The following is a 12,632-nucleotide window of genomic DNA, read 5'->3' as shown; positions in this document are numbered from 1 at the left end:
TCGCCGACCGCACCGCGTACGCCGAAGGGCCCCCGGAAGCCGGGGGCCCTTCGGCGTACGCACCCGCTACCTGAGCGCCTGGGCGAGCTGGGCGAGCTCCTCGTACGAGGCGCTGCCGGTGACCACGGTGGTGGCGGCGCCGTCCTGCCGGGCCAGCCCGCGGTAGCGGTCGCCCTGGTAACGCTCCCAGTCCCGACCGGCCACCGGGGCGCTGCCGTCGGCCGCGCCGCCCGGCACCACCGCCGCCAGCACGTCGGCCTTGGCCGCGTTGCTCTGCTCCACCGCCGCGTAGTCCCCGGAGGGGGTCACGAAGCCCAGGTGCCAGACGTTGTGGCCGCTCTTGTCCTTGCGGTACTCGACCGAGGTGGCCCGCCAGGTGTCGGCCAGGCCCTCCGGGCCGAGCACCGGGTAGGGGGCCGCGCGCTTGGCCGAGGAGAGCGCCGACCGGTAGTCGACCCGGTGCACCCCGTCCCCCGCCGAATGCGGGATGAACAGATACCCGACCGCCACCACGCCACCGACCGCCAGCATCGACAGGACCATGTCCCGCACCGACTGCCGGCTTCTCATGCTGCTCTTGCCTGCCACCCCCACATGGTGACCCATCGCGGGCCCGACACCGGCACCCGGGGTCCCCGGGAGCGGCGATCCGGCCTGAATGCGCCCGTCGCCGCAGGTGGGCGGGGAGTGCGCCACAGACACCCGTCCGGGGGGCAGATACGATCGCACCACCCTCACCACGGCGTTCGACGCAGGCAGTAGTCGAGCGCTCACTGGCCGTCGCGTACAGAGAGGTAACGACGATGACCACGCAGTTCTCGCACAACCTGCCCAGCGCCCTGGAGGTGGCCCCCGAGGCTCCCGACCGGAACCTCGCGCTGGAGCTCGTCCGGGTCACGGAGGCCGCCGCCATGGCGGCCGGCCGCTGGGTCGGCCGGGGCGACAAGAACGGCGCCGACGGCGCGGCAGTGAAGGCCATGCGCACGCTCGTCTCGACCGTGTCGATGAACGGCATCGTCGTCATCGGCGAGGGCGAGAAGGACGAAGCCCCGATGCTCTACAACGGCGAGCGGGTCGGCGACGGCACCGGCGCCGAGTGCGACGTCGCCGTGGACCCGGTGGACGGCACCACGCTGACCGCCAAGGGCATGGGCAACGCGGTGGCCGTGCTCGCGGTGGCCGACCGCGGCACCATGTTCGACCCCAGCGCCGTGTTCTACATGGACAAGCTGGTGGCGGGCCCCGAGGCCGCCGACTTCGTCGACATCACCGCGCCCGCCGCGGTCAACATCCGCCGGGTCGCCAAGGCCAAGGGCAGCGCCGTCGAGGACGTCACCGTGGTGGTCCTGGACCGCCCCCGGCACGACGGCCTGGTCAAGGAGATCCGCGAGGCCGGCGCCCGGATCAAGTTCATCTCGGACGGCGACGTGGCCGGCGCCATCATGGCCGCCCGCGAGGGCACCGGCGTCGACCTGCTGATGGGCATCGGCGGCACCCCCGAGGGCATCATCGCGGCCTGTGCCATGAAGTGCATGGGCGGTGTCATCCAGGGCCGGCTGTGGCCCAAGGACGAGGCCGAGCGCCGGCGCGCCCTGGACGCCGGGCACGACCTGGACCGGGTGCTCAGCACCGACGACCTGGTCAGCGGCGAGAACGTGTTCTTCGTCGCCACCGGCATCACCGACGGCGAGCTGCTGCGCGGTGTGCACTACCGCCAGGAGACCGCCACCACCAGCTCGCTGGTGATGCGTTCCAAGAGCGGCACGATCCGCCAGATCGACTCCACCCACAAGCTGTCCAAGCTGCGGGCGTACAGCGCGATCGACTTCGACCGGGCCAACTGACCCGTCGACAGGCACAGTTGCGGCGGCCCCCGGACACCGGGCGGCCGCCGCAGGCGCGTTCAGCCGGCTATCCGGCGCTCCACCCCGACCCGGCGCACCTCGCGCAGCTCGCCGTCCCGGCGCCGCCGGCGGCTCAGCACCACCCGGCGCTCGGCCGCCGTCAGCCCGCCCCAGACGCCGTACGGCTCCGGCTGGGCCAGCGCGTGCTCCCGGCACTCCAGCAGCACCGGGCAGCGGGCACACACCCGCTTGGCCTGCTCCTCGCGGGCCAGCCGAGCCGCCGTCGGCTCCTTGGACGGCGCGAAGAACAGCCCCGCCTCGTCGCTGCGGCAGGCCGCCCCGGTGTGCCAGGGATTGTCGTCCAGGTGGTCGTGCTGCTGCGGTACCGCGCCCGACGGACTGCGGCGGGCGGCGACGGCACCGGGGGCACTGGACTCGATCGGATGCAGCACGGCGTACTCCTGACCAGGCTCAAGACTCGGGGGGAAGGCTCGCATTCCTGTCCGGCTGCCCCGCGCTCACCCCGCCGCGGCGTCGGCATACCGACGCCCGGGATCTCAGCCTCACAGGAACGATGTGCGAGAGGAACTACCCCGCCACCACCCGATTCATGCACACCGCACGCAATCGACCACGGTCTGCACTCGGAGCAACGTCCGGTGCCACCTGGCTAGTTGACGCCCCGACCGACCGGGCCCGGAGGCCCGGCAGGCACCTTGATCAGCCGTCCAGCTGCTTACGGACCCACTCGCGGAGCTTCTTGCCGCGGCGCGGCCGCGCCTCGCAGCCACCGAACACCGCGGCGCCCTTCACCACCACCACCGGGGCGTACGGGTCGGCCGAGGTCTGCTCCTTCACGTCGAAGCCCCCGAAGATGCCGACCCCGGTGCCGTGCAGGCTGACGTTCTCCGGCACCTTGATGTCGACCCCGCCGAAGATCGCGACCACCTCGATCACCACCTCCGGCGACTCGAAGACCGCGTCACTCAGATCGATCTCCACACCGCCGAAGACCGCCACCGCGCGCAGGTGCGAACCCACCCGCCACCGGCCCTTGCGGCTGGCCCCGCCGAACACCGCCACCATGCTCGGCGACTCCGTCCGGGCCGGCGGCCGGGCCGCGGCCGACGACTGCGGGGCCTCGATCGGGGCCTTCTCCATGGAGATCCGCGAGTGCGCCGGCAGGTCCCTGGTCAGCGGGACCAGCTCACCGAAGGTCCTGGCGCCGTAGGCCGCCTCGATCCGCTCGGAGTGCTCCTCGACGGTGAGCCGGCCCTCCGCGTAGGCGTCCCGCAGCAGCTCGGCGACCCGCTCGCGGTCGGCGTCCGAGGCACGCAGGTCGGCCTCGGCCACCGGGGCCGGCTCGGGGCGGGCCGAGGGCACCGGCTCGGCCTTCTTCATGGGTACGGGCTGGTGCCCCGGGGCGTCCTGCGACGGCGAGTTGTCCACAGGGAAAGACTAGTCAGTCAGCCCCCTCCCGAACGAGAGTTTCATTCGCCCGGCGTGACTCCGATCACGCAGGCACACCTTCGCTCGGGCCGCCGTGGCGCTGCGCCTACCCTGGAGGGTGCTTCGTCGACGCAGCCGAAAGACTTGAGGACCTCCCCATGGCCGCCACGCCAGAGTTCGCCTACCGTGACCTGCTCCCGATCGGTGCCGACCCCACGCCGTACCGCAAGATCACCTCGGAGGGCGTGTCCACCTTCGAGGCGAACGGCCGCACCTTCCTGCAGGTCGAGCCGGAGGCCCTGCGGCTGCTCACCGCCGAGGCGATGCACGACATCTCGCACTACCTGCGCCCGGCCCACCTCGCCCAGCTGCGCCGCATCCTGGACGACCCGGAGGCCAGCCCGAACGACCGGTTCGTCGCGCTGGACCTGCTGAAGAACGTCAACATCTCGGCCGGCGGCATCCTGCCGATGTGCCAGGACACCGGCACCGCGATCGTGATGGGCAAGCGCGGCCAGAACGTGCTCACCGAGGGCGGCGACGAGGCCGCCATCGCCCGCGGCGTCTTCGACGCGTACACCAAGCTCAACCTGCGGTACTCGCAGATGGCCCCGGTCACCATGTGGGACGAGAAGAACACCGGCAACAACCTGCCGGCCCAGATCGAGCTGTACGCCACCGACGGCGGCGCGTACAAGTTCCTGTTCATGGCCAAGGGCGGCGGCAGCGCCAACAAGTCGTACCTGTACCAGGAGACCAAGGCGATCCTCAACGAGGACTCGATGCTCGCCTTCCTGGAGCAGAAGATCCGCTCGCTGGGCACCGCGGCCTGCCCGCCGTACCACCTGGCGATCGTGGTCGGCGGCACCAGCGCCGAGTTCGCGCTGAAGACCGCCAAGTACGCCTCCGCGCACTACCTGGACGAGCTGCCCACCTCCGGCGACGCCGCCACCGGCCACGGCTTCCGCGACCTGGAGCTGGAGGCCAAGGTCACCGAGCTCACCCAGAAGATCGGCATCGGCGCCCAGTTCGGCGGCAAGTACTTCTGCCACGACGTTCGGGTGATCCGGCTGCCGCGGCACGGCGCCTCGCTGCCGGTCGCGATGGCCGTCTCCTGCTCCGCCGACCGCCAGGCGCTCGGCAAGATCACCGCCGAGGGCGTCTTCCTGGAGCAGCTGGAGACCGACCCGGCCAAGTACCTGCCGGACACCACCGACGAGCACCTCGACGACGAGGTCGTCCGGGTGGACCTGAACCAGCCGATGTCCGACATCCGGGCACAGCTGTCCGAGTACCCGGTCAAGACCCGGCTCTCGCTCAGCGGCACCCTCGTGGTCGCCCGCGACATCGCCCACGCGAAGATCAAGGAGCGGCTCGACCGCGGCGAGGGCATGCCCCAGTACCTCAAGGACCACCCGGTCTACTACGCCGGCCCCGCCAAGACCCCCGAGGGCTACGCCTCCGGCTCCTTCGGCCCGACCACGGCCGGCCGGATGGACTCCTACGTCGACCAGTTCCAGGCGGCCGGCGGCTCGATGGTCATGCTGGCCAAGGGCAACCGCTCCAAGCAGGTCACCAAGGCCTGCGCCGAGCACGGCGGCTTCTACCTCGGCTCGATCGGCGGCCCGGCCGCCCGCCTCGCCCAGGACTGCATCCGCAAGGTCGAGGTGCTGGAGTACGCCGAGCTCGGCATGGAGGCGGTCTGGCGGATCGAGGTCGAGGACTTCCCGGCCTTCATCGTCGTCGACGACAAGGGCAACGACTTCTTCGCCGAGGTCACGGACGGGCCGCTGATCACCAGCCTGCGGGTCCGCTCCGCCCAGTAGCCGCAACACGCGTGCCCCGCATCCGGGTCGGGTGCGGGGCACGCGGTGCAGGCCTGGTGATCAGGGGTGGTTGGTGACGTTGCCGAGCGGCTCGTAGACCTCGCCCGAACCGGGCTTGTCCTTCTTCGGCTCCGCCAGGGGCTCGACCTCGGGCTCGTCGGTCAGCCCTTCCAGGACCTCCAGGATCGGCTGTGGGTCGATCTCGGACGGCGTGTACTCGGACGGCGCGGCTGCCACCACGGGGGTGGGTACGACTGCCTCGGCGGTCGCGTTCTCGTTGTCAGCCATGCGGATTGGCCGCCTTTCGGTTCATCAGGTCACGCCCGCCGGATCGGATCGATCTGGGGGCCCGGACAGTATCCTAGGGACCGTTAAATGTCCTATAAACATCGCGCGGCCTGTCCACTTCTCCAACGTTTGCGCCGCCCGCTCTAAGCTGGCGCCTCACACTCGACCGGCGAGCGGGACGCTCGGAAATCATCACCACGGCCATAGGGGATCTCATGGAGCGTCAGGAGAAGTCGCACCCGGGCGCACTGCGCTTCCAGGTGCTCGGCCCGCTCCAGGCCTGGCGGGACGGTCGGCAGCTCCTGCTCGGCTCCCCTCAGCAACAGGCCGTTCTCACCGCTCTCCTGCTCAGCCACGGCAGACCCGTCACCACGCAGGACCTGGTCGACGGCCTGTGGGGCGACCGTCCGCCCCCGCAGGCCGTCGCGGCCCTGCGTACATATGTGTCACGTCTGCGTTCGGTGATCGAGCCGAATCGCGAGGTTCGCGCCCCGGCGGAGCTGCTGATATCGGTCAGCGACGGGTATGCCTTGCGAATTCCCTCGGAATCGCTCGATCTGTCCCTTTTTGACGGCATGTTTAGCACCGCCGCCGCCGCCCGAAAAGCCGGGGATTCCCGCGAGGCGCACCGGCTGCTCGTCGACGGCCTGAGCCTGTGGAGCGGACGTCCACTGGCCGGCGTCCCCGGCCCGTACGCCGACGCGCAGCGACTTCGGCTGACCGAACGTCAGGCCACCGCCCAGGAGGAGCGTTGCGCGGCGGCACTGGAGATCGGCCTGCACGCCGAGGTGATCGCCGAGTTGAGCTCGCTCGCGGCCGAGCATCCGCTGCGCGAGCGGCTGCGGGAGCTGCTGATGCTGGCGCTGTACCGCTGTGGTCGCCAGGCGGAGTCGCTGGGCGTCTACGCGGACACCCGGAAGCTGCTGATCGAAGAGCTCGGGGTCGAGCCCGGTACCGGGCTGGCCGGCATGCACGCCCGGATTCTGGCGGCGGACCCCAGCCTCATGGCGGCACCGACCGCCGTGCCCCGTGCCGAGGACGCTCCGACCTTCGTGCCCCCGGCCCAGCTGCCGGCCGACGTCTCCGACTTCAGCGGCCGCGGCAAGCTGGTCGTCGAGCTGCGCGAGATGGTCCGCAGCGGCTCCGGCCAAGCGGTGGTGGTGACCTCGCTGGCGGGCATCGGCGGCGTCGGCAAGACCACGCTGGCCGTCCACGTCGCGCACAGCCTCCGTTCGGAGTTCCCCGACGGCCAGCTCTACGTGGACCTCCGCGGCGCGGGTGCGTCACCGGCCGACCCCGCAGTCGTGCTCGGCTACTTCCTGCACGCGCTGGGCGCTCCGGAGACCCCGGACTCGGTGGACCAGCGCGCCGCGCTCTACCGTTCGCTGCTGGCTGACCGGCGGATGCTCATCCTGCTCGACAACGCCGGGGACGCGCAGCAGTTGATGCCGCTGATCCCGGGTGTGTCGGGAAGCGCCGTACTCGTCACGAGCCGTTCGAGGCTGGCCGAGATCCCAGGTGCGCACCTGGTCGACGTCGAGGAGCTGACCCCGGACGAGGCGCTGGCGCTCTTCTCCGCCATCGTGGGGGAACAGCGGGTCACGGCCGAGCCCGAGGCGGCCCTGGCCGTCGTCAAGGCGTGCGGGCTGCTCCCGCTCGCCGTCCGCATCGCCGCCGCGCGGCTGGCGAGCAGGCCGCGGTGGAGCGTCTCGGACCTGGCCCGCCGCTTAGCGGACCAGCGGCGACGGCTGCACGAGCTGCAGCTCGGCAATCTCGCCGTCGAGACCACCATCGGCCTCGGCTACGGCCAGCTCCAGCCCGAGGAGGCCCGAGCCTTCCGGCTGCTCTCCCTGGTCGACGCGCCGGATCTGCCGCTGCCGGCGGTCGCCGCGCTGCTCGGCACGTCCGAGGCCCGTGCCGAGGCACTGGCCGAGGCGCTGGTCGAGGCGAACATGCTGGAGTGCTTCACGCCCGGCCGCTACCGCTATCACGACCTGCTCCGGCTCTACGCCCAGGGGCAGAACGAACGGCTCAAGGACACCGCCGAGCAGGACACGGCCCTGCTGCGGCTGCTGGACGTCCTGCTCGCCACCATGCGCAACGCGTCCCAGGTGATCGAGCCGGACGACCTGCTGCCAGAACTGCTGCACGGCCCGTCCGCGCCCGGCCTCGACCTGGTCGACGGCACCGCGGCCCAGGACTGGCTGCGGGCCGAACTTCCGCTCGTGCTGGCCGGGGTGGAGGCGGCGGTGCAGGGGCCTCCGCAGCTGCTGCGCCCCGCCGTGGACCTCTTCATCATCCTGCGGTCGCTGATCGAGGACCCGACCCACGGCCCCCGGATCCGCGGCGCGCTGCAGACCGCCGAGCGTAACGCGCAGTCCTACGACGACTCCGCCGCGCTGGCCCGGATCCGGTTCGCGCTGGGCTTCCTCCAGCACGTCGCCGGCGAGTTCCAGCACGCCGAGGTCTCGCTACGGCAGAGCCTGGCGCTCCAGGGCCACGACGACGTCACCCACCTGAGGATCTCGGCCGCCAACCTGCTGGCGATCGTCCTCAGCCTCGGCGACCGGTCGGCGGAAGCACTGCCGTTCCTGGAACAGGCCCACGCGATAAGTCGCAGTCTCGGCGCCGTCGTCAGCGAGGCCCGGCTGCTGGGCAACATGGCGCGCGCTCAGGTCGGCCTGGGGAACCACACCGCAGGCGTCGCCTCGGCCCGCTCGGCGGTCACCGCCGCGCGCGCCTCCGGGAACGCGCCCTGCCTGGCGGACACCCTCTACCAGCTCGGCGTGGTGCTGCGCTCGACCGGATCGGCGGCCGAGGCCGCCGGGCACCTGCGCGAGGCCTACGAGCTCTACCAGGCTCAGCAGCACCGCATCTGGGAGGGCTACTCGCTCGCCCGGCTGGCGTCGTGCCTGCTCTCGGACGACCGGCATCGGGAGGCCGCCGAGGCCGCCGAGGAGTCGCTGGCGATCGCGCAGGAGATCGACGCCGCATACTGCCAGGGCCTGGCCAACGCCGCGCTGGGCGAGGCCCTCCTGAAGCTCGGACAGCCTGCGCGTGGGCTGGCCTGTCTCCAGGAGGCGCACTCGGTCTTCGCGCGGCTCGGTGTGCCCGAGGCTCTCCCCGTACAGAGCCTCATCGACGCGCAGCGGCACACCGAGCCCCTCGCACCCCCCGCGCCGTGACCTGCCCCCCCGACAGGTGCATCCCCCAGCGTCCGCGTTCCCGCAGCCCCCCGGCTGCGGGAACGCTCTGGCGCTTCCCCGGCGCTGACCCCACTGTGGCAGGGACCGATTGACGTTCGATAAACGGGCCGGCGCCCTGACGTTTCCGCAGGTCGGCAGGGTTGGTCCGCGCACCGTGCGGCGTGCGCCGCAGGTCCGCACCACCCTGCGGGCACCCGAGTGCTTCCACCGTCCGGCCATATTCACCCCAACGGACACGAGTTGGCCGGAAAGGGACCCCACGGCGCAGTGATCACGCATATTCTCGAAGGCCGGTGCACACACCGACCGGCCCACGCGGACCGGTTCGGAGCAGTGGACACGGGGAGCGTGACGGCCGCCGCGGGCAGGGCAGTCGGCCGGTCGGCGGCCAGGGTGGAAAGGTGCCTTGCGAATCGTGACGACCGGACAGATATCCGACCCCGCCCAGGGCCACGGCCAGGCCTCCGCGAACACCCGGGCCAGGGCCCACGCACAGCTCTGCCGGCGCCGGGCCGACCGCGCGCTGCAGGCCCTGGCCTTCGACGCCATAGGGCCCCGGTACAGCGAGGCCTTCCCCGCCAAGTCCGGACAGCTCGCCTGCGGTGAGTGGCTGCTGCGGGAACTCGGACCCGGCGCGCGGGTGCTGGACATCGGGTGCGGCTCCGGCGAGCCGACCCTGCGCCAACTCGTCGACGGCGGCCTGGCCGTGACCGGCGTCGACCTCTCCGACGGCATGCTGGGGCTGGCCCGCCGGGCCGTCCCGGAGGCCGGGTTCCACCGGATCGACATGTACGATCTGGCCACCCCGCGGGCCGCCCGGGCCTGGGGCGCGCCGGAGCTCGGCCCCGCCGGCCAGGGCAGTTTCGCCGCCGCCACCGCCTTCTTCTCACTGATCCTGCTGCCGCAGGACGAGATACCCGTGGTGCTCGGCCGGATCCGCGATCTGCTGCGCCCCGGCGGCCTGCTGGCCCTGGGCATGGTCGAGGCGGACCTGGACAACGCGCCGCTCCCCTTCCTCGGGCACGAGCTGAAGATCAGCGGTTATCTGCGGGAGGACCTGGCGCGCACGCTGGCCGGGGCCGGCTTCTCGGTGGAGTCGGGTTCCGGCCATCCGTACGCACCGGCCAGCACCACGCTGCCCCCCGAGGAGCAGCTGTTCCTGCGCTGCCGGCGCGTCAGCTGACCAGTCCTGCTCCACACCTCCAGAACGGGCGGCCCGTGCGCAACCATCTGACACCCGGGGCGGCGCAGCCGTCGGCCGTCCCCGTCCAGCGTCATCCACCGCCACCCGGACGGCCACCGGCGCCGGCCGACGGCCTCCGGGCCTCCGAGCGGCCGGCCGACCAGGTGACCGACCAGACGACCGAGCGGCTCGCCGAGCGGCTCGGCTACCTGGACGACGCCGCCCGGCGGATCAACAGCTCGCTGGACCTGCCGGCCACCCTGCGCGACCTCGGCCGGGTGCTGGTGCCCGCGCTGGCCGACGCGGCGGTGGTGCTGCTGCGCGACCCGCTGCCCGACGTCGAGCGCGACCCCGGGGTGCCCGCCGGTCTGCTGATCCACCACGCCCAGGGCACCCGGCTCGGCCGCGGCGGCGGGCCGCGGCCGGTCCGGCCGGACGGCCCGCTGGCGCCCGCACTGACCCGGCCGGGTCCGCCCGTCCCCCTGGTCCTGGGCACCCCCGCCGCCCTGCGGCACCTCCCGATGCTGGCCGAGCTGCTGGGCAACCGCACCCTCGGGCGGCTGCGGCCCGGAACGGCGCTGCTGGCCCTGCCGCTGCTGGGCCGCAAGGCCGTCCTGGGCATGCTGCTGCTGATCCGCCGCCCGGAGCAGGGCCGGCCCGCCCGCTTCGACCCGGCGGACACCGCGACGGCGAGCCATCTGGCCACCCAGGCGGGGCTGGCGGTGGACACCGCGCTGCGCTACTCCCGGGAGTGGGAGATCGCCGACGAGCTGCAGCGCTCGATGCTGCCCACCCACCTGCCGCAGCCGCACGGGGTCCGCCTCGCCCACCGCTACCTGCCCGGCGAGAGCGGCGCCCAGGTCGGCGGCGACTGGTACGACTCGATCCCGCTGCCCGGCAACCGGGTGGCGCTGATCGTCGGCGACGTGATGGGCCACTCGCTCACCTCCGCGGCCATCATGGGCCAGTTGCGGACCAGCGCGCAGACCCTGGCCGGCCTCGACCTGCCGCCGCACGAGGTGCTGTACCACCTCGACGAGCAGGCGCAGCGCCTCGGCCAGGAGCAGCATCTGGCCACCTGCGTGTACGCGGTCTACGACCCGATCGCCAACCGCGTGGTGCTGGCCAACGCCGGTCACGTGCCACCGGTGCTGGTCCAGCCGGACGGCCGCAGCGAGCTGCTGGACCTGCCGTCCGGCGCACCGATCGGGGTCGGCGGGGTGGACTTCTCCTCGGTGGAGCTGCCGGCCCCGCCCGGCTCGGCCCTGCTGCTGTTCACCGACGGTCTGGTGGAGTCCCGGCGACGCCCGCTCAGCACCGGCCTCGAACTGCTGCGCAGCCGGATGGCCACCGCGCACCGGCACTCCCCCGAGCACCTGTGCCAGGAGGCGCTGCGGATCCTGCCGCCGGGCGACCGGGGCGACGACATCGCCCTGCTGGCCGCCGCCTTCGACGGCATCCCGGCCGAGGACGTGGCGTACTGGTTCCTGCAGCCGCGGCACGAGACGCCGAGCCGGGCCCGCCGGCTGGCCTCGCACGCGCTGCGCCGCTGGGGGCTGGAGGGACTGTCGGAGAGCACCGAGTTGATGGTCAGTGAGCTGGTGACCAACGCGATCCAGCACGCCACCCGGCCGGTCACCCTGCGGCTGGTGCGCACCTCGGTGCTGCGCTGCGAGGTCGGGGACGACAACGCGGCGCTGCCACGGCCGCGGCGGGCCGGCCCGGACGAGGAGCGCGGGCGCGGCCTGCAGATCGTGGCCCGGTGCGCGGACCGCTGGGGCGCGACCCGGCTGGGGGCGGGCAAGGTGGTCTGGTTCGAGCAGCGGCTGCCGTAGCGGGCGCCCGTCCGCTCACAGGAAGCGGACCAGGGTCAGTTCGTCCCCGGCGTCGCCGCCCTCCCGGACGTAGAGGGAGCCGCCGCCTCGGCTGACCTGCTCCAGGTAGGCGTACACCTGCAGGGCCCGGTTGACGGTGTCGGTCCGGGAGTCGCCGGTGGCCGCGGCGGCCTGGTCCAGCGCCTTGGCCGCACGGGGCGTCAGGTTGACGGTCAGTCGGCGTTCGACCCCGTCCGACCGAACCGGCTCCGCGGTGTCCGACGGTCGAGGGTCCACGTTTCCTCCCCTGGTCCGTGCACGATCCGGCCGTCCGCAGGGTATTGAGCAGATACCGATCCGGCACGAACCGACGCTGGCACCATGGTCCCACCCCGTCGTGTCGATGTGAACCGTGGAGCGCCAGAAGGCTGGAGTCAGCGTGAGCCGAGCAGACGACGGTGACAGGCCCGAGGAGCCGGACGCCCGGTGCGCCCACCACCCTTTCGTGGAACGCCTCGACGGGGAGGAGCCCTCCGAGCGGGCGGACGTCGACGCGGCGAAGGTGGCCGTGCACCTGGGGCTCCACAGCGGGCTCAGCATCGAGGCCGAGGTGCACACCGCCGGGTCCAGCGGGCCGCTGCTCCCGGCGGCGTTCGCCGTCCTGATCGTCAGCCTCGCCCATCTGTGCCTCGGCGTCGGGATGGCCGCGGCGGCGGTCTGGGCGGGCGCCCCGGACTACCTGTGCCTGCTGGCCGGGGCGGCCGGGCTGGGCGCCGCCTGGCTGCTGACCCGCAACACGCTGCGCGCGGCCGGGACGGTGCCGTTCCCGGCCGCAGCGGCCGCAGCCGCCGTGGTGGCCGACCCGGCCGTGGTCGACGTCGTCGACCTGGTGGAGGTCGTCGAGGTGGCCGAGGCGGTCGAGGCGGTCGAGGTGGCCGAGGCGGTCGAGGTGGCCGAGGCGCCGCCCGCCCGGGACCCCGGGACGGCCGGCTGACCCCGACCGGCCGCCGACCAGGGGTCAG

11 protein-coding genes are annotated in these 12,632 nt (G+C 72.8%); 6 read left to right on the top strand and 5 right to left on the bottom strand.

The genetic code is table 11. The features are described from left to right. Positions 1 to 66: 66 nt before the first annotated feature. Complete coding sequence (locus tag OG871_RS22985; RefSeq protein ID WP_371498865.1) at positions 67 to 570, bottom strand: DUF4245 domain-containing protein; 504 nt, start codon at positions 568 to 570, stop codon at positions 67 to 69. Positions 571 to 803: 233 nt separating this feature from the next. On the opposite strand from OG871_RS22985, the gene glpX reads away from it, so the two are divergent. After that, positions 804 to 1,844, top strand: a complete 1,041-nt coding sequence (gene glpX / locus OG871_RS22980; protein WP_371498864.1) for a class II fructose-bisphosphatase — start codon at positions 804 to 806, stop codon at positions 1,842 to 1,844. 59 nt (positions 1,845 to 1,903) lie between these two features. On the opposite strand, the gene OG871_RS22975 is transcribed toward glpX, so the two are convergent. Together OG871_RS22975 and OG871_RS22970 are read right to left on the bottom strand one after the other, a co-directional pair. Next, on the bottom strand, positions 1,904 to 2,296 hold the full coding sequence (locus OG871_RS22975) for a WhiB family transcriptional regulator (protein ID WP_371498863.1): 393 nt from the start codon (positions 2,294 to 2,296) through the stop codon (positions 1,904 to 1,906). 268 nt (positions 2,297 to 2,564) lie between these two features. Next, on the bottom strand, positions 2,565 to 3,245 hold the full coding sequence (locus OG871_RS22970; protein WP_371503392.1) for a DUF1707 domain-containing protein: 681 nt from the start codon (positions 3,243 to 3,245) through the stop codon (positions 2,565 to 2,567). A 206-nt stretch (positions 3,246 to 3,451) separates the two neighbouring features. Between OG871_RS22970 and OG871_RS22965 the strand changes: the two genes are divergently transcribed. Further along, on the top strand, positions 3,452 to 5,119 hold the full coding sequence (locus OG871_RS22965; protein ID WP_371498862.1) for a fumarate hydratase: 1,668 nt from the start codon (positions 3,452 to 3,454) through the stop codon (positions 5,117 to 5,119). A 60-nt stretch (positions 5,120 to 5,179) separates the two neighbouring features. Here the strand turns inward: OG871_RS22965 and OG871_RS22960 are convergent, their stop codons facing one another. Further along, complete coding sequence (locus tag OG871_RS22960; RefSeq protein ID WP_371498861.1) at positions 5,180 to 5,407, bottom strand: hypothetical protein; 228 nt, start codon at positions 5,405 to 5,407, stop codon at positions 5,180 to 5,182. Between the two features lie 215 nt (positions 5,408 to 5,622). On the opposite strand from OG871_RS22960, the gene OG871_RS22955 reads away from it, so the two are divergent. From OG871_RS22955 to OG871_RS22945, 3 genes are all read left to right on the top strand, one after another. Next, the gene (locus OG871_RS22955) at positions 5,623 to 8,592 is read left to right on the top strand and encodes a BTAD domain-containing putative transcriptional regulator (RefSeq protein ID WP_371498860.1); all 2,970 of its coding nucleotides are present in this window, start codon (positions 5,623 to 5,625) and stop codon (positions 8,590 to 8,592) included. A 544-nt stretch (positions 8,593 to 9,136) separates the two neighbouring features. Further along, positions 9,137 to 9,796, top strand: coding sequence for a class I SAM-dependent methyltransferase (locus OG871_RS22950; protein ID WP_371503391.1), 660 nt, complete (start codon positions 9,137 to 9,139; stop codon positions 9,794 to 9,796). A 164-nt stretch (positions 9,797 to 9,960) separates the two neighbouring features. Further along, the gene (locus OG871_RS22945; protein ID WP_371498859.1) at positions 9,961 to 11,631 is read left to right on the top strand and encodes a SpoIIE family protein phosphatase; all 1,671 of its coding nucleotides are present in this window, start codon (positions 9,961 to 9,963) and stop codon (positions 11,629 to 11,631) included. A gap of 15 nt (positions 11,632 to 11,646) precedes the next feature. Here the strand turns inward: OG871_RS22945 and OG871_RS22940 are convergent, their stop codons facing one another. Further along, positions 11,647 to 11,907, bottom strand: coding sequence for a hypothetical protein (locus OG871_RS22940; RefSeq protein WP_371498858.1), 261 nt, complete (start codon positions 11,905 to 11,907; stop codon positions 11,647 to 11,649). 142 nt (positions 11,908 to 12,049) lie between these two features. On the opposite strand from OG871_RS22940, the gene OG871_RS22935 reads away from it, so the two are divergent. Next, a complete protein-coding gene (locus OG871_RS22935; RefSeq protein ID WP_371498857.1) occupies positions 12,050 to 12,604 on the top strand; it encodes a hypothetical protein in 555 nt (184 codons plus the stop codon). Positions 12,605 to 12,632 lie beyond the last annotated feature (28 nt).

This window comes from Kitasatospora sp. NBC_00374, from assembly GCF_041434935.1.
Classification (GTDB): Bacteria; Actinomycetota; Actinomycetes; order Streptomycetales; family Streptomycetaceae; genus Kitasatospora.
This window is presented reverse-complemented; position numbering and strand designations above follow the sequence as displayed.